The 20,697-nt window shown below is 45.1% G+C and carries 21 protein-coding genes and 2 tRNA genes; 12 read left to right on the top strand and 11 right to left on the bottom strand.

Features of this window, described 5'->3' with window-relative positions:
- Window positions 1–4 precede the first annotated feature (4 nt).
- The 7 genes from ACYVAA_RS09480 (at window position 5) to ACYVAA_RS09450 (ending at window position 7,220) form a co-directional block, all read left to right on the top strand.
- Complete coding sequence (locus ACYVAA_RS09480) at window positions 5–1,405, top strand: CmpA/NrtA family ABC transporter substrate-binding protein (RefSeq protein WP_460540904.1); 1,401 nt, start codon at window positions 5–7, stop codon at window positions 1,403–1,405.
- Between the two features lie 71 nt (window positions 1,406–1,476).
- Window positions 1,477–2,568 (top strand): ABC transporter permease, encoded by a 1,092-nt coding sequence (locus tag ACYVAA_RS09475; RefSeq protein WP_460540902.1) that lies wholly within the window; start codon window positions 1,477–1,479, stop codon window positions 2,566–2,568.
- A gap of 5 nt (window positions 2,569–2,573) precedes the next feature.
- Window positions 2,574–3,458 carry an ABC transporter ATP-binding protein gene (locus ACYVAA_RS09470; RefSeq protein ID WP_460540900.1) on the top strand — a complete coding sequence of 295 codons (885 nt, stop codon included), beginning with the start codon at window positions 2,574–2,576 and terminating at the stop codon, window positions 3,456–3,458.
- An 18-nt stretch (window positions 3,459–3,476) separates the two neighbouring features.
- On the top strand, window positions 3,477–4,295 hold the full coding sequence (locus ACYVAA_RS09465) for an ABC transporter ATP-binding protein (RefSeq protein WP_460540898.1): 819 nt from the start codon (window positions 3,477–3,479) through the stop codon (window positions 4,293–4,295).
- 444 nt (window positions 4,296–4,739) lie between these two features.
- A complete protein-coding gene (locus tag ACYVAA_RS09460) occupies window positions 4,740–5,342 on the top strand; it encodes a GNAT family N-acetyltransferase (protein WP_460540896.1) in 603 nt (200 codons plus the stop codon).
- 217 nt (window positions 5,343–5,559) lie between these two features.
- A complete protein-coding gene (locus ACYVAA_RS09455) occupies window positions 5,560–6,147 on the top strand; it encodes a hypothetical protein (protein ID WP_460540894.1) in 588 nt (195 codons plus the stop codon).
- Window positions 6,148–6,155: 8 nt separating this feature from the next.
- The gene (locus tag ACYVAA_RS09450) at window positions 6,156–7,220 is read left to right on the top strand and encodes an aminotransferase class I/II-fold pyridoxal phosphate-dependent enzyme (protein WP_460540892.1); all 1,065 of its coding nucleotides are present in this window, start codon (window positions 6,156–6,158) and stop codon (window positions 7,218–7,220) included.
- 382 nt (window positions 7,221–7,602) lie between these two features.
- Here the strand turns inward: ACYVAA_RS09450 and ACYVAA_RS09445 are convergent, their stop codons facing one another.
- Window positions 7,603–8,697: a DUF4221 family protein gene (locus ACYVAA_RS09445; RefSeq protein WP_460540890.1), complete on the bottom strand. Its 1,095-nt coding sequence runs from the start codon at window positions 8,695–8,697 to the stop codon at window positions 7,603–7,605.
- Window positions 8,698–9,061: 364 nt separating this feature from the next.
- The gene (locus ACYVAA_RS09440; RefSeq protein ID WP_460540888.1) at window positions 9,062–9,604 is read right to left on the bottom strand and encodes an RNA methyltransferase; all 543 of its coding nucleotides are present in this window, start codon (window positions 9,602–9,604) and stop codon (window positions 9,062–9,064) included.
- A gap of 88 nt (window positions 9,605–9,692) precedes the next feature.
- Between ACYVAA_RS09440 and mutS the strand changes: the two genes are divergently transcribed.
- The 4 genes from mutS to ACYVAA_RS09420 all read left to right on the top strand — a co-directional run bounded on the left by mutS (window position 9,693) and on the right by ACYVAA_RS09420 (window position 14,031).
- Window positions 9,693–12,302 (top strand): DNA mismatch repair protein MutS, encoded by a 2,610-nt coding sequence (gene mutS, locus ACYVAA_RS09435; protein ID WP_460540886.1) that lies wholly within the window; start codon window positions 9,693–9,695, stop codon window positions 12,300–12,302.
- Window positions 12,303–12,452: 150 nt separating this feature from the next.
- Window positions 12,453–12,525: transfer RNA gene (locus ACYVAA_RS09430), tRNA-Gly, on the top strand.
- An 85-nt stretch (window positions 12,526–12,610) separates the two neighbouring features.
- Window positions 12,611–12,694: transfer RNA gene (locus ACYVAA_RS09425), tRNA-Leu, on the top strand.
- Window positions 12,695–13,224: 530 nt separating this feature from the next.
- Window positions 13,225–14,031: a hypothetical protein gene (locus tag ACYVAA_RS09420; protein WP_460540884.1), complete on the top strand. Its 807-nt coding sequence runs from the start codon at window positions 13,225–13,227 to the stop codon at window positions 14,029–14,031.
- Window positions 14,032–14,187: 156 nt separating this feature from the next.
- Here the strand turns inward: ACYVAA_RS09420 and ACYVAA_RS09415 are convergent, their stop codons facing one another.
- Window positions 14,188–14,526, bottom strand: a complete 339-nt coding sequence (locus ACYVAA_RS09415) for a hypothetical protein (RefSeq protein ID WP_460540882.1) — start codon at window positions 14,524–14,526, stop codon at window positions 14,188–14,190.
- A gap of 191 nt (window positions 14,527–14,717) precedes the next feature.
- On the opposite strand from ACYVAA_RS09415, the gene ACYVAA_RS09410 reads away from it, so the two are divergent.
- Window positions 14,718–15,914, top strand: a complete 1,197-nt coding sequence (locus ACYVAA_RS09410) for a CehA/McbA family metallohydrolase domain-containing protein (protein WP_460540880.1) — start codon at window positions 14,718–14,720, stop codon at window positions 15,912–15,914.
- Window positions 15,915–16,059: 145 nt separating this feature from the next.
- Here the strand turns inward: ACYVAA_RS09410 and ACYVAA_RS09405 are convergent, their stop codons facing one another.
- From ACYVAA_RS09405 to ACYVAA_RS09370, 8 genes are all read right to left on the bottom strand, one after another.
- Window positions 16,060–16,728 carry a DNA alkylation repair protein gene (locus tag ACYVAA_RS09405; protein ID WP_460540878.1) on the bottom strand — a complete coding sequence of 223 codons (669 nt, stop codon included), beginning with the start codon at window positions 16,726–16,728 and terminating at the stop codon, window positions 16,060–16,062.
- A 24-nt stretch (window positions 16,729–16,752) separates the two neighbouring features.
- Window positions 16,753–17,256, bottom strand: a complete 504-nt coding sequence (locus ACYVAA_RS09400) for an SRPBCC family protein (protein WP_460540876.1) — start codon at window positions 17,254–17,256, stop codon at window positions 16,753–16,755.
- Between the two features lie 42 nt (window positions 17,257–17,298).
- The gene (locus ACYVAA_RS09395) at window positions 17,299–17,844 is read right to left on the bottom strand and encodes a metal-dependent hydrolase (protein ID WP_460540874.1); all 546 of its coding nucleotides are present in this window, start codon (window positions 17,842–17,844) and stop codon (window positions 17,299–17,301) included.
- The gene (locus ACYVAA_RS09390; protein WP_460540872.1) at window positions 17,841–18,356 is read right to left on the bottom strand and encodes a hypothetical protein; all 516 of its coding nucleotides are present in this window, start codon (window positions 18,354–18,356) and stop codon (window positions 17,841–17,843) included. The genes ACYVAA_RS09395 and ACYVAA_RS09390 overlap by 4 nt, the downstream gene beginning before the upstream one ends.
- Before the next feature lie 74 nt (window positions 18,357–18,430).
- A complete protein-coding gene (locus ACYVAA_RS09385; protein ID WP_460540870.1) occupies window positions 18,431–19,606 on the bottom strand; it encodes an alkaline phosphatase family protein in 1,176 nt (391 codons plus the stop codon).
- A gap of 5 nt (window positions 19,607–19,611) precedes the next feature.
- Window positions 19,612–19,794 (bottom strand): hypothetical protein, encoded by a 183-nt coding sequence (locus ACYVAA_RS09380; protein WP_460540868.1) that lies wholly within the window; start codon window positions 19,792–19,794, stop codon window positions 19,612–19,614.
- A gap of 38 nt (window positions 19,795–19,832) precedes the next feature.
- On the bottom strand, window positions 19,833–20,006 hold the full coding sequence (locus ACYVAA_RS09375) for a hypothetical protein (protein ID WP_460540866.1): 174 nt from the start codon (window positions 20,004–20,006) through the stop codon (window positions 19,833–19,835).
- Window positions 20,007–20,095: 89 nt separating this feature from the next.
- Entirely contained in the window at window positions 20,096–20,650 is a 555-nt protein-coding gene (locus ACYVAA_RS09370; RefSeq protein ID WP_460540864.1) for a hypothetical protein, read from the bottom strand.
- Between the last annotated feature and the right edge of the window lie 47 nt (window positions 20,651–20,697).

Below are 20,697 nucleotides of genomic sequence, written 5' to 3'. Positions count from 1 at the left end.
GATCATGAGATACTTAAATAAAAATAGACTTTTTGCATTCCTTTTACTGCTGGTATGTACCGGCAGCCTTATCAGTAGCTGTAGCAGCGGCAATTCCAAGAGCCAGGAAAGTGAAGAACCAACCTCTTCCAGTTCCTCCAGCTCCAAAAAATTGGCCATTGAAAAACCTCAGCTCACTTTTGGATTCATCAAGCTGACCGATATGGCACCTTTGGCCATCGCCAAAGAAATGGGATTCTTCGAGGACGAGGGACTTTTCGTGACCATCGAAGCCCAGTCCAACTGGAAAAACGTGTTGGACCGCGTCATTGACGGTCAGTTGGATGGCTCGCACATGTTGGCCGGCCAGCCTATAGCAGCCGGGGCTGGTTTTGGCCGACAAGCGGAGCTGGTGACTCCCTTTTCCATGGACTTGAATGGTAATGGCATCACGGTATCCAATGAAGTTTGGTCCAAGATGAAGCCCAATGTGCCCACGGACAAGGATGGTCTGCCCGTGCACCCTATCAAGGCAGATGCCCTTGCACCGGTGGTGAAGGAATTCAAAAACAACGGACGTGCTTTCAAAATGGGGATGGTGTTCCCCGTGTCCACCCACAATTATGAGATTCGCTACTGGTTGGGAGCTGCAGGTATCCATCCCGGTTATTATACCGCGGACAATATCCAGGGACAGGTAGATGCCGATGTGCTACTATCTGTAACTCCGCCGCCGCAAATGCCGGCCACCTTGGAAGCAGGGACCATCTATGGTTACTGTGTAGGAGAGCCTTGGAACCAACAGGCAGTTTTCAAAGGTATAGGCGTACCGGTGACCACCAACTATGATGTTTGGAAAAACAACCCGGAGAAGGTGTTTGTGATGACCAAGAAATTTGTGGAGGAAAATCCTAATACCGCCATCGCTGTGACCAAGGCCTTGATCCGTGCAGGAAAATGGTTGGACACACCGGGTAACCGCCCCAAAGCCGTGGGGATCCTTTCAAGACCTGAATATGTAGGTGCCGACTCCGTAGTGATCGCAAACTCCATGACCGGAACATTCGAATTCGAAAAAGGCGACAAACGCTCTATGCCTGACTTCAACGTATTCTTCCGCTACCATGCCACTTATCCTTTCTTTTCCGATGGCATCTGGTTCCTGACCCAGATGAGAAGATGGGGACAAATTCCGGAAAGCAAACCAGCCGATTGGTACCATAAAACCATCAAGGATATCTATCGACCGAACATTTGGGAAAAAGCTGCCGCAATGTTGGTAGAAGAAGGCAAGCTGGAATCATCCGATGTACCTGAAACTGATGGCTATAAAGCCCCAAGCGCGGACTTTATCGATGGTATCAAGTTCGACGGAAAAGACCCTATCGGCTATATCAATAGCTTCAAGATAGGAAACAAAGATTAACCACTAGCCCAAGGGAAGGGAAAGGGAGATCAGTTCCCGCCCTTTCCTGGGTTAACCAAAATATTACACTCATGAAAGACAAAACTATTCAAACACTTAAATTTATAGGACTAGGCTTCATGGAGCCCGTTCTTAGAATGATCAGTGGGGAAGAGCCCAAAAAGAATCTCACCACCTTTATAAAAAAATCGCTATTTCCCATAGCATCGATTTTCGTTTTCATCTTGGCGTGGCATCTAGGAGCTACCGCGCTGTACAATATGGAAGCCAACGATCGGATCGAAAAGGCCCGTAGCGAACAAGGTGAAGAAGCTGCCCAGGCCATGGCCGACTGTATTGCTTCTGGTGATGTCAGCTGCCAGCCTAACACCCTTCCTTCCCCAGCAAAGGTTTATGACGCTTATATTGCCCTTTGGAAAGACCACCTTCAGATTTCTCAAAAAAAGGAGGAATTCCAGGAAAAAGTAGCTGAAACCAACGCTCAAAGAGCTGAAGATGGGCTATCTCCTATCAAATATACGGGAAGGCCTTCCTTCCTTGATCAGATCGGTACCAGCTTAAAAACAGTGGCAGCAGGTTTCTTGCTCGCCTTGTTTGTGGCCGTGCCCATCGGTATCATCATTGGGCTTAGCGATGTGCTTCGTAATTCCTTCAACTGGCTGATCCAGATTTTAAAACCTGTTTCTCCGGTAGTTTGGTTGTTGCTGGTTTTTATGATTGTAAAAACAGTGATCACCGACCCAGAGATGGACAAATCCTTTATCATTTCCTTTATCAGTGTGGGACTTTGTGCCATGTGGGCCACTTTGGTCAATACCAGCATGGGCGTTTCCTCTGTGGACAAGGATTATATCAATGTCTCCAAGGTGCTGAAACTTGGTGTGGGCAAGCAAATTTTTAAAATCATTCTGCCGGCTTCCTTTCCTTTGATTTTTACCGGATTGCGAATTACCGTTTCTGTAGCCTGGATGGTATTGATCGCCATCGAACTGTTGGCGCAAAGTCCGGGGCTGGGCTCCTTCGTATGGGAGGAATTCCAAAACGGAGCCAGCGATTCCAACGCCAAAATCATCGTGGCCATGTTTGTGATCGGTATTATCGGCTTCCTGCTTGACAGGATCATGCTTACTGTACAGAACCTGATGACCTTCAACAAAGCCTAATCACCATGCCAATTTTAGAATTAAAAAACGTATCGAAATCCTACGGGACAGGCTCTTCCAGAGTAGATGTACTAAAGGACATCAACCTATCGGTGGAAGAAGGGGAATTTGTGGCCATTGTAGGCTTTTCAGGAAGTGGAAAGACCACGTTGATCAACCTGATCAACGGGCTTCAGTTTCCGGACAGTGGTGAGGTCCTCTTGAATGGAAAACCCGTCACTGGCCCAGGGCCTGACAGAGGGGTGATTTTTCAGAATTACTCTTTGCTTCCCTGGCTTTCTGTTTACAAGAATGTAAAGCTGGCGGTGGATGAGGTGTTCCCAAAAATGCCTGCCAAGGAAAAAGAAGCCCATATCAAGAAATATGTGGGGATGGTAAACCTCAGCCATGCCATCGATAAAATGCCCAAGGAGCTTTCCGGAGGAATGCGCCAAAGGGTTTCGGTTGCCAGGGCCTTGGCCATGAACCCGGAGATTTTGCTGATGGATGAACCTTTAAGTGCTTTGGATGCGCTGACCAGGGGCACCCTTCAAGAGGAGATCATCAAAATATGGAGCCAGGACCAAAAGACCGCCGTATTGATCACCAATGATGTGGATGAAGGCATCATTATGGCCGACCGCATTATCCCTTTGACCCCGGGGCCCAAGGCTACTTTGGGGCCGGAGTTTAAGATTGATTTTGAAAGGCCGAGGGATGTGACGGAGATCAATAAAGACCCGCATTACAAAAGGCTCAGAAATGATATTCTTGAATACCTGATAGAGGTCGGGGCGACCAGGAAAAAAGCCAGCGATCAAAAGTTCATTCTTCCTGATCTAAAGCCCGTCATGCCGGGAAGGGTTTTTCTGGGAAGAAAAAAGAAAAGCGAGAAGGTAAAATATTTCTAATCCCAAAAAGCAAGACTCATGGAAGCGTTATTAAAAAAAGAAAATCTGTATATCCCCCATCTGGAAGGACAGCCGGAAATGCTGGGCTGCAATGCACTTCAAAAGGTTTATCCCACACCCAAAGGGGACTATGTGGTACTGGATGACCTGCATTTGTCCATCAAAAAAGGGGAATTTGTGTCGATCATAGGCCATTCAGGCTGTGGGAAGTCCACCTTGCTGACGATGATTGCCGGACTGAACGATATTTCTGGTGGTAAAATCATGGTAGATCAGCAGCCCATCAACGGGGCAGGTCCAGACCGGGCGGTAGTATTTCAGTCACCCAGCCTTTTACCTTGGCTTACGGCGTTGCAGAACGTGATGATCGGGGTAAAGCAGGTGTTTCCCCACGCCAGCAAAGCCGAGAAGCTCGATATCTGCAAGTACTATCTGGACAAGGTAGGGCTGGGCAATGACTTCGACAAGAAAGCCACTTCACTTTCCCAAGGCATGCAACAAAGGGTGGGCATTGCAAGGGCCTTTGCGCTGAAACCAAAAATACTGCTGCTGGATGAACCCTTTGGGATGCTGGATTCCCTTACCCGGGGAGAGCTGCAGGACGTCCTGTTGGAAATCTGGCAGAAGGAAAAAATCACTGCTGTGGCGATCACCCATGATGTGGATGAATCCATCTTTTTGGCCGATAGGGTCATTATGATGACCAGTGGGCCTTACGCCAAAATAGGCGATGAACTGGTTATTCCCTTTGAAAGGCCGCGCGAAAGAAAAGAGGTTTTAGAACATCCCGAGTATTACGATTACAGAGGTTATTTGATGGATTTTTTGAATCACTGATTTTAAAAAGTATTGGTTTGTGAATTTGACGCTTAGGGTAAGTTTTAAGAGGCTGTCCACGAATCCGCCTGTTTGGCAGGGAGCTCCACAAGGGGGCAAGTTTTCACGTATCAGCCTGAATTTTTTTGGCGATTGATAATGGTAATATGGAATTGACTAAACCCATTTTTGGGGAAACCTGGTAGTGGGTTTGTTATAAATGAGGAGCTTTCATGAGTTGGAGAGGGCAGGATTAGGGGTACAGGTGACCTTGGTTCAGCCTTCTCCCTCCATAGTTTGTCAAGGTCCCTTTCCTCTGTTTGTGATGACAGAATGATTTTTTATTGATTAACCTTGGCTATTGTTTAACTCCTAAAGGCCTAAAACCGTCCCGTCCCAGCGGGATTAATCTCAGGTTTAATTGTATCTTTCCAGCCATTAAATGTATACTCATCAATATACGCTATGGAAAACTGGTTAGAAACATTGGAGCTGGAAGGCGAAAGGGTAAAGCTGGTTCCTCTGCTACGGTCCCACAAAGAAGGTCTTTTGGAAGCCGCTGCTGATGGGAAGCTTTGGGAGCTTTGGTTTACTTCTGTGCCGTCTCAAGATTCCATTGACGCTTATATTGAACAGGCGCTGAAGGAAAAAAATGAAAAATCGTCCCTGCCTTTTGTGGTCATAGACAAAAAGCACCATTGTATCGTTGGCGCTACCCGATATTGCCATGTCGCAGCCGAACATAAAAGGTTGGAAATTGGTTATACCTGGTACGCCAAAAGTGCGCAGGGTACAGGGGTGAATACTGAATGCAAGTACCTGATGCTAAGTTATGCTTTTGAAAAGCTGGATTGCATTTGTGTTCAGTTCAAAACGGATTGGTTTAATATTCCTTCAAGGAACGCCATCAGCCGGCTGGGAGCAAAGCAGGATGGTGTCCTGCGGAATGACCGCCTGAACAAGGATGGCACTTACCGTGATACAGTAGTATTTTCCATCATCCAGCAGGAGTGGCACGGTGTCAAGAAAAGCCTGGAGTATAAGTTGAGAGCCCATGAATTATGCTAATCTATCTGTCGCTAAACAGGTTTGCACGAATTTTCTTGATGATTATCCGGATGGTTACCTCTTAGGAAATTTTCCGCTAATCATTGCGTTTCTTTGAATCTATTAAAAATTAATTCGTGCTAATTCAGTGTAATTCGTGGACACCTTCTTGAGATTTTCGTTTACGGGGACAATCGCGGATATTCATAAAAAAAAATAAACTAGCTACTTTAAACACATGAAATCAGTTTTTGTATTACTCTTAACCGTATTGACTTTGTATACCCATCATTCATCAGCCCAAAGTTCTTCGCATGGAGGGGATGATTTACCTTTTGGAGATTTGACCCATCACCCCGAAAATTATAGTCCGGGAAGTGTAGCTGCGAGAATGGTGGAAAGTCTGGGTTTTCGGTTCCGCTATGCGACACAGGATCTGAAAGAGACTGATTTTGGATTCAAAGTGGAGGCCGATGCGAGGACCATTGGAGAGACCATGGAACATATTTATGGGTTGAGTACTGTCATCCGGGCGGCGGTGATCGAGGACAGCTACGGGAAAAAGGACAAGCTATCCCCTATGGAAGCCAGGGCGGAGGCATTGCTGGTGTTGAAGGAAGTGTATGACCGGCTTTTAGACATGGATGAAGAAGCATTGGAGAATTTAAAAATCAGGGGAAACCATCCCTTTTGGGTACTGATCAATGGACCATTGGTGGATGCCATCTGGCACAGTGGGCAGATCGCGACATTAAGGAGAGCCAACGGTAACCCCATGCCCAAAGGAGTCAATGTCTTTTTAGGGAAGTATGAACCAGAGATATAAGCTCAGCCATGCAGCATCATCCCATAGCACACAAAGTGGACAGGGTCATACCTTGGGAAGGTAAGGAATACCTTTATTTCAGCGGTACGGCTTATCTGGGGATGGGGGCTGTGCCGGAATTTGAGCAATTGATTTTAAACGGAATACAGAAGTACGGTCCCAACCATGGGGCCAGTAGGTTTAGCAATGTGCAGTTGGAGGTTTATGATAAGGTGGAACATCTATTTACCGAAAAAACCGGGGCCGATCACGCCGCCTTGCTAAGCAGTGGCTTTATGGCAGGCTATCTGACACAGGCCTTGTTGGCCGAAATGGCCCAAGAGGTTTGGGCGGCTCCGGATGCACACCCGGCGATTTTACCGGTGGGATTTGTTCCCGATCTTGATCAATCATTTCAGGAGTTTGCCGAAGGCTGTATCAGGAAGAGCCAATCGATGAAAGGGAGAACCATCGCGATCCTTTGCAATGCCGTGGATACCATCTTGCCAGCTGTCCATGATTTCACATGGATCAACGAGCTTTGTCCGGACAACAGCTATTACTTGTTGGTGGATGACAGCCATGCCTTTGGGCTGCTTGGGGAGGACATATTTGGAGGCTACCAAAAGTGGAAGGAGCTGCCGGTAAACCTTATCGTAGCAGGGTCTTTGGGAAAGGCGTTGGCAGTGCCGGCTGGGGTGATTTTAGGGGATGCCTATTTTATGGGCAAGGTGAAGAACAGCGCCATTTTTCGCGGAGCATCGCCTCCGGCACCGGGATATTGTGAGGCATTTTTAGGGGCTGAGGCACTTTACAGTAATCAACATGCCCGCTTAAGGGAGCAGATGAGCTATTTTTTTGGCTTGGTGGAGGACATAGAGGGGCTAAGTTTTGATAGGGGCTTTCCTGTGCTGACCTTTAAGGAAAAGGGTTGGGCAGCAAGGCTAATGCAAGCGGGCATGCTGATTTCTTCTTTTTCCTATCCAAGGCCCGAAGATGCACCGGTGGATAGGATAGTGCTTTCGGCTTATCACAGGAAAGAGGATTTGGAAAGGTTGGCGGAAATATTACGGTCCACGAATTACACGAATTAAAAAAAAATAACCACGGAGGGTACGGTGGACTCGGAGGGAGAGTACGGTGGGAATAGATTTTTTCTGTAGGTCGGGATTTCAAATCCCGACTATCGACAAATAAATTGTCCACAGATTAACGAGGATAAACACAGATGGATAATTGATCTTATTATGTGCGGAAAATCAATTTTTCAATGTTCTAATCTTCCAATTTTCAATTATCACAAGCAAGGAACCTTTCAGCCTTCCAACCTTATTTTTCATTAAGTGAACCAGCTTGGGAATAAAATCCTAAATGCCAAGAAAGTTGCCTCTTTGACTCAAATATAGGTTTGAGGGTTAGATTAAATTGATTCCTTCAAACCTATATTTCCTTCACCTCCATGACCACAAAGGCCAGTTAGTCTTCTATATTTTGTTGAAAAAAGATTTTGCCATCCTTAACAAAGCTGTTTGAAACGTAAATTGATTTGGTCAATAGGTTTTCTGAAATTTGCTGAAAATCTCCGTCAAAAACAGTGAGGACATTTATCCATTTTGAGTCCTCCATTCCATGGGAAATTCTATAATATCGATTGTTTTCCGGATCAGCTATAAATTTTTGAAAACTGACATTATTTCCCATCTCTTGACGAAGCTTTTTAGATTCCTCCTGTGAATGGGCAATATTTTTACTAGGCTTTTGAAGCCTATTGACGGTGAGTTTGCTTGAATAGGAATAGTGCGTTACGGAATCATTATCCATATTATAAACAAACAGTTCGTTGATCGCACCGTTGGATAAGAGTATTTTATTACCTTCTAGCTGAAAATTAAACGGTGGACTTGTTGTTGAGCTACCTCCCTCTATTTTCATGGTAATGTAGAAATCCTTTATAGCATCAAGCCCATCTATGGGGATTTTCGTCAATGTTTTAGTTTTCATATCGATGATTGCCATTCCCCTTGGCCCCTCAAAAATTTGCTCGTAAAATGAATAGTAGGTGTTTCCACCAGGTCCCATAAATCCGAAAGTGCTGACCTTTTCCTCTGGCTTCAAAGTATCCCCAGGAAGGGTTTCATTGTTCAATTGGAGGCTTTGCAGCTTTTCGGCATTGCTGTCAAACACTTGTACTAGCCCATTGAAATTATTGATCATAAATTTTCCTTGATCGAAACCATCAATTCTTGAGACATAACTGCTAGTGCCATTGGGACCTTCTGTTTCAAAAGGGATTTGTTTTTCAAGCTTGAAATCCTTCAAATTGACAACATCAATTAAATTTTGCTTGCGGTTATAGTTGAAATAATAGTTTAAGTCATGGCTGATGTCCGTGCGTTGTATTTGGCTTTCCACAAAAATCAATTTCTCACCGGAATCCACCATAATTGTATCCACAATTTCCAATGTAAACTTTTTGCCCTGGTCTCCGCTGTGGTTGATGTTTCCTTTGTTGGACTTTTCAGAACAAGAAATAATTAAAAAAGGCAAAGCTGCAAAAAATAGCTTTTTCATAAAATGAATGTATTTAAGTTTAAAATCCTCGTAAAACTAATGTTTCTGGTGAAAAATGCAACAGATAGATCGCTCAGCTAAGAGTTGGAGACCCAACTTTATGATCTCTGAAGGCACAGCCATCGGAGAACAGGGAAGTTTTACTGTCCACGAATTACACGAATTAAAAAGATTAACCACGGAGGGCACGGTGGACTCGGAGGGAGAGTACGATGGGAATAGATTTTTTTCTGTAGGTCGGGATTGCAAATCCCGACCAGCACCAACCTTATTATGTTCGGAAAATCAATTTTTCAATATTCAAATCTTCCAATTATCCCAAGCAAGGAATCTTCAAACTTTTCAACATTCCAAAATTCCAACCTCATTTTTCGTCAAGTACCCCCAGCTTAGAAACAAAATCCCAGATGGCGATGCCCATGCTTACAGAAATGTTAAGGGAGTGTTTGGTGCCGAATTGGGGGATTTCCAAGACATGGTCACTGGCAAGGATGACTTCCTCTTCCACTCCAAAGACTTCGTTTCCGAAAATCAATGCATATTTTTTGCCTGCTGCAGGACTAAACTTATCAAGCATCATGCTTTTATCCACCTGCTCCAGGGAACAAATCTCAAAGCCTTCTTTTTTAAGGCTTGCAATGGCTTCCAAAGTAGTGCCGGTGTATTCCCATTCCACCGATTCGGTGGCTCCCAAGGCGGTTTTTTGGATGTCCCGATGCGGTGGTTTGCCCGTGATGCCACAAAGGTAAATCTTCTGGATGCGGAAAGCGTCCGAAGTTCGAAAAGCCGAGCCTACATTGTTCAGGCTGCGGACATTGTCCAGTACAATGACTATGGGGATTTTACGGGATTCTTTGAACTCATCTACGGACAGGCGGTTAAGCTCGTCCATGCTTAATTTTTTCATTCGGTTTTTGTTTACCTTCTTGAATCGATTAATTTCAGGCTTTGAATAATTTCCAAAAGTAATACTTAAGATTTAAATCCGGTAGAAGATGGCCAAAGCAAAGGCAAAAGCAGCGAAGGAAACCCCCTTGATGAAACAGTATAATAGTATCAAGGCCAAGCACCCGGGGGCATTGTTGCTCTTCAGGGTAGGGGATTTCTATGAGACATTTGGGGAGGATGCCATTAAAGCCAGCAAGGTGCTGGACATTGTGCTGACCAAGCGGGCCAATGGCGCGGCGAGCCATATTGAACTGGCCGGATTTCCGCACCATTCCCTGGACAGTTATTTGCCAAAGCTTGTCCGCGCAGGAAACCGGGTGGCCATATGTGACCAACTGGAGGATCCGAAGGAAGTAAAAGGCATTGTAAAGCGAGGGGTGACAGAACTGGTGACGCCGGGTCTTTCTTTTAACGATAATGTCCTGGACAAGCGCCGTAACAATTACCTGGCCTCGGTTTATTTTGGAAAGCAGAGCCAGGGAATCGCCTTTTTGGACCTTTCCACCGGAGAGTTTATGTGTGCGGAGGGCAGTACTTCTTATATCGAAAAGTTGCTACAAAGCTTCAGTCCATCGGAAGTGATTTACTCCAAGGCAGACAAGGCCAAAGCGGCAGAGCTGTTGAAGGACGATTTCACCACCTTTCACTGTGAGGACTGGGTGTTCCAATACGACTATACCTATGAAAAGCTGACTGATCATTTCGAGACGGCCAACTTAAAAGGCTTTGGGATCGAGGCTTTGGGGCACGGAATCATTGCCGCCGGCGCTGTTTTGTACTACTTGGAGGAAACAGAGCATAAGGAGGTAAAGCACATAGCTTCCATCTCTAGGATAGCAGAGGAGAAGTTTGTATGGTTGGACAAGTTTACGATCCGCAATTTGGAGCTGGTCTATCCACAGCAAGACGGAGGGGTGCCCCTGATCCAGATTTTGGACCAGACAGTAACCCCTATGGGGTCCAGGATGATGAAAAAATGGATGGTGCTGCCCCTAAAAGAAAAAGATCCGATAGAGGAAAGACTGAAGGTGGTGGAGCATTTTCATTCCCAGCCCGAATTGGGAGAAGAGGTGCTTGCCCATTTGAAACATATTGGGGACTTGGAAAGGTTGATTTCCAAAGTGGCCGTAGGCAGGATCAATCCAAGAGAGATGAACCAGCTGAAAAAGGCGCTGAAGAGTAGTACACCGATCAAGGGCCTGCTGAAGCAGCAAAGCAACCCTTCCCTTAAAAAGCTGGGTGACCAGATCAATGCCTGCGAGTTTTTATTGGAAAAGATCGAGCGGGAGCTGAAGGAGGATGCGCCCATGCTGGTACATCAGGGCAATATCATCCGGGACGGGGTGGATGCGGAGCTGGATGAATACCGCAAATTGGCCACCTCCGGAAAGGACTACCTGGTGCAGATACAGCAAAGGGAAATGCAGCGGACGGGGATAGGTTCGCTTAAGATCGCCTATAACAAGGTATTTGGCTATTACCTGGAAGTGTCCAACACCCACAAAGACAAAGTTCCGGCGGAATGGATCAGAAAGCAGACCCTGGTAAACGCCGAAAGGTACATTACCGAAGAGCTCAAAGAATACGAAGACAAGATCCTGCATGCTGAGGAAAAGCTGATCGTGCTGGAGCATAAATATTTCAACCTCTTGGTGCAGAGTGCTGGAGAATATGTGACCCAGATCCAGGAAAATGCGCGGATTTTGGCCACGGTGGACTGTTTGTTGTCATTTGCCTTGGTGGCAGCTGCCAATGGCTATTGCAGGCCAAAAGTAGCCGACACCGATACCTTGGAAATCAAAGACGGCCGCCATCCTGTGATCGAGAAGCAGCTCCCCATAGGAGAGGATTACGTTCCCAATGATATTTACCTTGATAACAGCACCCAACAGGTGATCATCATCACCGGGCCGAATATGGCGGGTAAATCGGCCTTGCTGAGACAGACGGCCTTGATCGTGCTGATGGCCCAGATGGGCAGCTTTGTCCCTGCTTCTTATGCGCGGATAGGGATCATTGATAAAGTGTTTACCAGGGTAGGGGCTTCGGATAACCTGTCCAAGGGGGAATCGACCTTTATGGTGGAAATGACCGAGACGGCAAGTATTCTGAACAACCTTTCGGACAGGAGCTTGGTGCTGATGGATGAGATAGGAAGGGGGACTTCCACTTATGATGGGATTTCCATCGCCTGGTCCATCGTGGAGTTTCTGCACAACCATCCGAAGTTTAAGGCGAAAACGCTTTTTGCGACCCACTACCATGAATTGAACCAGCTGGCTGAGGATTTTCCAAAAATCAAAAACTTCAATGTATCGGTAAAGGAAGTGGGGGACAAGGTGATCTTTATGCGGAAGCTGAAGGAAGGGGGCAGTGAGCACAGTTTTGGTATCCATGTGGCCCAGATGGCAGGCATGCCCAATCCGGTGGTGTTAAGGGCTTCAGAAATCATGGGGCATTTAGAGAAGGACAAGGACATGCATCAGCAGAAGGAGAAGATGAAGGAGGTGCCAAAGAACAACTTTCAGCTTAGTCTGTTTGAAATTGATCCGAAGTTTAAGGAAGCCCAAGAACTGTTGGATGCCATTGACATCAACACCATTTCTCCGGTGGAGGCGTTGCTGAAGCTAAATGAAATCAAGAAAAAACTGGAGTAAAAATCCTGCTGAAAATCAACCGTGTAGGGGTTTTGGCTGATAAAACTTAAAAAAAATGTTTGGTCAGGTATTGCGGTTTAGAAAAAGCTGTGTACATTTGCACTCACAATGACGGGGAAAATTACTCAAAGTCATTAAGTTTTATCACAAGCGAAAGTAGCTCAGCTGGTAGAGCACAACCTTGCCAAGGTTGGGGTCGCGAGTTCGAATCTCGTCTTTCGCTCACTTAAGCCCTTGAAAGAAAGGGCTTTGTTATTTCAGATAAGTTCGTCTACATCAAAGAAACAACTTCTAAGCAATTAGAGGAAGCCGGGATGGTGGAATAGGTAGACACGCAAGACTTAAAATCTTGTGGCCATTAGGCCGTGCGGGTTCGATTCCCGCTCCTGGTACAGAAGCCTCGTAGAAATACGGGGCTTTTTGTGTTTTAAGGGGAAGTTTTTTTAACCACAGAGGGCGCGGAGGAACAACGGAGGATTTATTTAGAATCAAGCAATATTTCTGGGGGCGAGGAATTTCAAGCGTAAATTTTAGATAGTCTGTACAGGAAAAAGGGGATCAGGCAATATTCCTGAAGGACAGATCAATCTGATATAAAACTTCCCTTTTCCTATCAGTATAAGGTTATTATAAACCACAGATAAAAAGGATGCACACAGATTTTTAATGGACTGATAACCGCATCTGTGTTTATCTTTATCCATCTGTGGTTAATAAAAAAGAACAATAAAGAAGGTATAACAAAGCTAAAATATTCCTGTCTCCCCAACTTTTCAGCTTGATCCATTCTACACAATACTCTCTACTAACTACTCAATACTAACTACTCTTTACTCAATACTCCCTACTTTATACTTTAATTGCCTATTTGGCATTTTCTTTGTTATTCAACATCTCATTCACAACATAAACCATTTTCGATATGAAAAAGACCTTAGGATTCTTTTTGGCCGCGCTGGTCCTATTTGCTTCTTGTAGCAAAAACGAAGAGCCAATGGCCCAACAGTCCGAAAAACCGGTCATGCCGCCGGAAAGCAGTATGGCGCCCGATATGAGTTTGTTCGATGATCAGGAGTCATCTGGATCACGGGAGATAGCCGTCAGCAACTGGGCTTATGCCGCGCTCAATGTAGGTGTTTATTCTGCGATTCTTCACTCCCACCTGGCTGTTCCTGTACGGGCATTTAAGGCCACCGTAAATACGGATGCTCAGTTTAATGCCGATGCAGGTTTGTGGGTGTGGGAAAAGGCGTTTCAGGTTCCTTCTAAGGGTTCCTTTGATGTAAGGCTCACTGCCGAAGTAAATGGTACAGATGTCAGCTGGACAGGTTATGTGAGTGGCGAAGGGTATGATAAATACGTTTGGTTTACCGGTACGTCTAAGCTCAACGGAGAGATGGGCGCTTGGGAACTATACGATGGCAACAAGGGAAATCCTCAGGTATGGCTGTCCAACAGTTGGGAATTTGATAAGGAGTCAGGTAAAGCGACCACCACCTTCACTGTTGAAAAAGAAGGGGAGAGCAAGGGGAGTTCTATAAGCTATACTGTCGATAATTCCATGGATTTGAACCGCAGCGTGGTGATCAATAATGTGCAGCTTAGCAACGAAATATCCGTGGATTGGAGCAAAGAGGACAAATATGGTCGGGTGAAAAGCCAGAGCCATTTTGAGAATGCGCTATACCACTGCTGGGATGCCAGTTTACAGAACAGCTTTTGTGAATAAATCCCTGTCTTAGGCAGGTGTGTAAATACTAATCTGCCCAAAGGTGGATGTAGATGCCTTATGATAGAATGAAGATAAATCTCTCGTAAAGTGGCTTTCCGGTAGGCAGCTTTGCGAGAGATTTTTTTATGAGCTGTAAAAGCCAGGTCGAAATGATTACCTTCCTGAATACTTTATTTTTCTTAGGTTCAGGTCTTTTAATGCGCCTTGTATATCAGCAACAGTTCCCATTTTTACGGAGGGGCTTGCTACTAAATTTACAAAGACTCCATCTACTTTTGCCCCGGTTTCTTTCATTATTTGCAAGTGCTCTTCGACTGCTTTGGAAAATTCAGTCAAAGAATATTCTTTTCCGGAAATAAAGATCAACTCATCAGATATGACTTCTATGGCCAGTTCAAGTGCTGCTTTTTCATTGTCGGGTTTTGCTTTTTCGGTACAATTGGAAAAAATAAGCGGAAAAAGACTTATCAGGATTACTGTTGTAAATTTCATGATGTTATGGTTTATGAAAGATAGTTAATAATACTAATAAATTAGTTTTAAAACAAACGGTTTAGTTGAATGCGGTTTTTGATTTTCAGTGCGCTCTCAAGTCGTCTTTACTATTATTTAATAGCCATTTGGTTATAGCTTACCACTATAATCATTAACTTTTTAGGATGATAACCAACCGGAATACTTGTATGCGCTTTCTACTCATTCTTTCGACGGTCATTTTATTTTCTGCTTGCTCCGAAAAAGAGGATTCGGCAGATAAGCAGTGGTATAAGGGGAATCTCCATACTCACTCTTATTGGAGTGATGGCGATGACTACCCTGAAATGATCATGGATTGGTATAAATCCCATGGTTATGATTTTGCGGTGCTTTCAGACCATAATGTTCTGGCCAAGGGCGAAAAATGGAAACTATTGCCAAATTCGCCCACACATGAAAGAGCTTTTCAGAAATACCTTGAGAAATATGGAGAGGAATGGGTGGAATACCGAGAGGATACTGCCGGAAGACGGGAGGTAAGGTTAAAGACATTGGAGGAATACCGTGCCTTAATGGAGCAGGAGGGCGATTTCCTGATCATCCAATCCGAAGAAATCAGTGATAGTTATGATAAGAAGCCACTGCATATGAATGTAACCAATGTGCAGGAATTGATAGAGCCGCAAGGGGGAAATTCTGTGGTAGAAGTCCTGCAAAACAATCTGGACAAGGTAAAGGAACAAAGGGAAGCTCTTGGGGAGCCTATGTTTATGCATATTAACCATCCCAACTTTATCTGGGCCATCTCTCCGGAAGATCTTATTGAGCTGAATGGGGAGCGGTTTTTTGAGGTTTACAATGGGCATCCTTTGGTGCACAACTATGGGGACTCTTTACGTCTCAGCATGGAGGTGCTTTGGGACAAGGTACAAACCGCCTATCTCCAAAGCGGCAAACCCTTGCTCTATGGTTTGGCAGTGGACGATGCGCATAACTACCATTTGTTCAACGAGAACAGCAGTAATCCGGGACGGGGTTGGGTGGTCGTGCGGGCTGAAGCGCTTTCCCCTGACGCGTTGGTAGAAGCCATGGAAAGCGGTGACTTTTATGCTTCCACCGGCGTGGTATTGGATGATGTGGCTTTTGATGGGAGCACGCTACGAGTGGAGGTGGCGGAAGAGAAGGGTGTGGAGTACAGTATTCAGTTTTTTGGAACCAAAAAGTCCAGACCAGAAGACAGTGGAGTGCTGCTATCGGAGGTCAAAGGTGGCTCAGCCTCTTATGCTTTGCTTGAAGATGATATGTATGTCCGGGCAAAAGTGCTGTCTTCCAAAATAAAAGAGAATCCCTATCAAGCAGGAGATAAAGAAGTGGCATGGGTACAACCCGTCGTGAAGCAATAGTTTTAAAAGGCGATTATCAGTAAGGCAGTTATCCTTTGATAATAAGGAACTATAAAAGAGGGATTAAAGGAAGTCATTCTTCCTCTAATCCCAATAATACAATATGTATATCCGCAAAGACACCAAAAAACAATAGGGGCAGGGCTTATGTCATTAACCTCAGGGCTTCCTTTTCGCTTAATTTGGCAAGCGTAGTTTTCTCAACAAAGGCTTTTACCCAGCTGGGGGCGGTTTTGCTGTATTGGCGGAGGATCCATCCGATGGCTTTATTGATAAAGAATTCATTGGAATCCAGCAATCCGTGAATGGTAGTGGAGAGAAGCTGGGTGTCAGTATTTTTTTTATAATTGAGTTGAAAGAGGAGGGCACATCGTTGCAGCCAGATGTTTTCAGTTTCGAGCCACTTTTTTACATAGACTTTTCTGCATTCAGGAAACTTGAGAAAATAGGCTCCCATCAATTTTACGGCTATAAAATCCACCGTGTCCCACCAAGATTGATGGCTTGCCATGTATTCAAAGAGGTCGATGTCCTGTTTTTCTATTTTTTTGATGTATTTAAATACCAGTTCCTGGGCAAAATAATGGTATTCCCTTTCGGGTTTGTGCCATAGGATCTCCACTATTTCCGGAATTTCCGTTTTCGCAGGCAAAGCGGCCTTTTCAAGAAAGGGTTTTTGTATTTTTCTTCTTATAGGTGTCTTAATGCCATAGAATTCAAATTTATCTTTCATATAGGCTTTTTGACCTCGGGCAATGACATTGTTGGCATGACTTCTAAATTCGTCTTCCAAGGTTCGGATGTAGGCTTCCATTATCTCTATTTATAAAAAGTAGGATCAATCCATGTACGCACTGTTGTCTCCTTTGTTGCGTAGGTCCACTCCTCCCTGCAGGATGGAGTTAAGGTTGGCCAGGTAAAAGGTCCAGCCCGTTTTGCAGCCCACATGGTAGTTTTCCTCCGTGGTATTAAAATGCGGGATGTCCTCTTGGGTGAGCTCAATGATGGATTTTCCTTGGCCTTCTTTAATATTGATACTGACAACCCCCGCTTTTCCAAAGGTAAAGCGAAGATGGTCTTTGTGGTTGTTTTCAAGTATTTCACCTTTTTCCACTACCTCATCAGGATAGCCGTGCCAGAGCCATTTGTAATTGTCAAGTACATGGATGGGCTCCTCGGCCTTGCGTAAGTGCCCGATCGGGCTGTGGAATTCAGCCAGCCTCAGAAACCAGCTTTCCAGTCCTTTTTGGGTGGTCCAGGCATCAAATATGGTTTTTACATCACTTTTCAGGGGCGTTTTGATGATAAACCTGCTCCAGTCAAATTTGGTAATTTCAGCCATGGTTTTTAGGGTTAAAGGTGAATAAAGGGTTTTCGCAATTGATCAGAAACTTCCTTGGTGCTCCACCGCCTGCTTGATATGGGCCAGATGGTGTTCGCAATGCCAGGCATATTGGCCGATGGTCTCGGCAAGATTGGATTCTTTCCGGTTTTCTGGATGATAGAAAGTCCGTTCCAGTTCTTTTTTGCCGAGGCTTCTTAACAGGATGACCCATCGATAGTGCAGCCCCATCAGCAACATGATGGAATGGGAGATATCGTCATCGTTGGAATCTATCAGCTTGGCCCAGCGGTCCTCAAAATACGGTTTGATACTTGGGTTGTCCTCGGTAAGGGCCAGTTTGAAGCGGATGATACTGTTCATGTGGCTGTCCCCGCAATGGTGGACGACCTGTTTGATGGACCACCCTTCAGGCCGGTAACGCCAGTTCAATTGTTCAGTGGTAAGTCCATCCGTCAACACTTTGACCCTTTGTGGAAAAGAAGAGATGCTTTCTATCCATGCATTTAGGTGACTTTCATCTATCTGCTCGGGTTTTCGGAAAGTCCCGATAGGGTATTTCAGTTTTTCTAAGGTGTCGGGAGTCATGGTTTTTCTGTTTTCTTTCTATAAATGCCTTTGAATACAGTATGCTTGACCGCTCCGGATGAATCCAAGAGCTCCCAAAGCTGGGTGACCGTGCCGTTTTCGTTGGCGGTCCAGGTGATACGGTTTTTGCCTGATGGTTCAGAGGGCTTGTCCTGGGCTTTGCTTTCCAGCACCATTTGGTTGTCGGAAGCACTTCCCTTTAGCTGGAGGTGATTGCCTTGGCTGTCAATCCAAATCTGGTTCCAAGTGGCATTTTCGGCATCATAATAATTGTAGCTCCTTCCCGTGATTCCGTTTGCCCCTTCCCAATGTTCGCTTATTATACATCCCTGTTCCAGTTTCTCAATATGGTTATGTCCAAGCAATTTCCCTTCATCGTCCACCACTTCCCATTGGCCCAGCCAAAAGTCGAATTGATGGTGCTGCTTGGAACAGCAGGCACAGCCGGATTGGCCCAGCAAACCGGTATAATGTAATAAACAGAAGACAAAAACAATTCCCGTTTTATACATGCCTGCAGCGATTTGTTACACTGTTCAATTTAACGAAAATATCGCTTAGGATGAAGAAAGCTTGGTAGGGAGTTTTATTGCCTTTTTGGTGGAAAGATTACGGAAAGCTGATTCTTGGCTCCATACAGTCCATTTTCATAGTTGCCGTCACAGGCCTCAAGCAATTTAGCTTTAAGCTCGGTTAATTTTTCAGCCTCTTTTTGGGCCAAGTTGTCCTCTTCTCTATAATCCTCCGGCAGATAGTATAACTCAAACACGTTCCGCTTAAGGATATACCTGATTTTCCAACCATCTTGGGTAATCAGCGTGGGCCCTTCAAAAGAGGAATGCACAATGTGCTCATGTTTGGGTGCTGGGGCAGTGCCGGTGATCTCATTGAAAAAGGAAAGGCCATCTGTGCGGAAAGCCTGCCCAAATCCGGTGATTTCGGCGATAGTGGGCATAAGGTCATAATTGCTGACTAGGAGATCAGATGTTTTGCCGGCTTTGATCTTACTGGGCCAATGGAAGATCAGTGGTACTTCTATGCCTCCTTGCAGGCTGCTCCTTTTCATGCCTGCCCTTCCGTCATTTCCGTTGAAAATATCCCCCGCCAGATCACTGTAGTACTTGTGCTGCAGGTTGTCAAACCTTTCGCCGGTCTGCATATTGGTATAGGGTTTAAGTACCCGGTCTTTCATGGAGTAGTAAATCTCATGGCCATTGTCCGAAGTGAAGATGACCAAGGTGTTGTCAGCAATGCCCTGTTTTTTGAGCTCTTCCATGATCTGACCTACGTTATTGTCCAGAAGTTTGACCATGGAAGCATATTCTTTTTCGATTTGGGTCAGTTCCTCGATTTGGGCAATTTCCGGATCCACAGCCGGGATGGCCACGGGGCCATGAGGAAGCTGAGTGGGGAAGAATAGAAAGAAGGGCTGGTCTTTGTTGTCCTGGATAAAGCCCAGTACTTTTTCCATAAAGATATCTTGGGAGTAAACTGCTTTCCCGCTCATGTCCCAGCGGTCTTGATAGGCTTTTTCGGTCTCCATTTCAATGGTCTTGCCACAGTCTGCTCGGGTATTGCCCGGTATTTCTACCATTTTACCATCTTCAAAAAGGAAGGGAGGATAAAAACCATGAGCTCGTACATGGTCCATATATCCCATATAATGATCCCAGCCATGCCGCTGCATCTGTTGACGGGAAACAGAAAAACCCCATTCCAGTTTGCCGAACTGTGTCGTTTTGTAGCCGGCCTTTTGTGCCACCTGACCTAAAAAAGTTGGTTTTCTGGAACAGCAGTGAGTGAACTGTTGATGGCTTTTTCAATTTCCTCATGTGAGGCTTCTCCAGTGCTGATTTTTTCATACGATGCACCGTTTGTGATCTCAAAAGGGGCTTCATGACAATTGTGGAGGCCGGTAATCAACGCAGCTCGCGCAGGTGAACAAAGCATGCTTCCTGTGGCATTGGTAAATCGAATGCCCTCATCCGCTAATCTATCAATATGGGAGTCTGTAAAAATTGCTGGCCTTCATGGCTGAGCATGCCTCTTCCAAGGTCATCTGCATAGATCAGGATGATGTTTGGTGGTGTTTCCTCCAGCGGGCTTTTACACGAAGTGATGGCCAATACGGCCAAAATAAGGGTAGAATAGAATTTGTACATGCTCAAATTTAGAACGAACGGCCTAATAATTTAAGATATCGAAAAATATCAATTTCATTTCCTTATTTTTACGGGCGATAGAAAAGAGATTACCTTGTTTTTACTTCACTTACAATTTCATTTGGGTCTTCTACTTGCTGGCGGTCATGCTTGTTCAGGCCAAGGTCTGAAATGGCTTTCACCTTAGAGGGTTTATGGAAAAGCAGGACAATGCCCATGAATAGGGCGGTTCCCAAGAAAAAAGGGTTTAAAGTCATAAAATAGGCTATAATGGAAAGTAGCGCAGGTGTTTCTAAAATGGCATATTTGGTGAGCGTAGCGTCCAGATAGCCGACCATCTTTTCTTTTAGCGGATGAAGGCATTTTAGGTGTTCCAACTCAATATCAAAATAATAGCTGCTGACTGCGGTAGCCCCTATTGCCAGTACGGGGACAAATACAAAAAGCATTTCCACCAAATAGGATCTTTGTGTGGATGCGGGATTTGCCAGAACGATGGCCGCCACAAAGAAACCGATTTGGAAAATCAGCAAGCCGATAAAGAGTGCGTTGAGGCCCTTAAAATACTCCCTGGAAGTTTGGGGCTTAATCTTCATAGTGTTTTGGTCAAAATGAACGATGGCATTCGTACTTCCTGATGTCATTGTGCCAGCCTTTGAAGAGCGTGCTTGATGATCATCGATAAGGTTAA

This window comes from Echinicola sediminis, assembly GCF_054777495.1.
The sequence above is the reverse complement of the archived record's forward strand: the minus strand, read 5'-3'. Positions and strand labels throughout refer to the sequence as shown.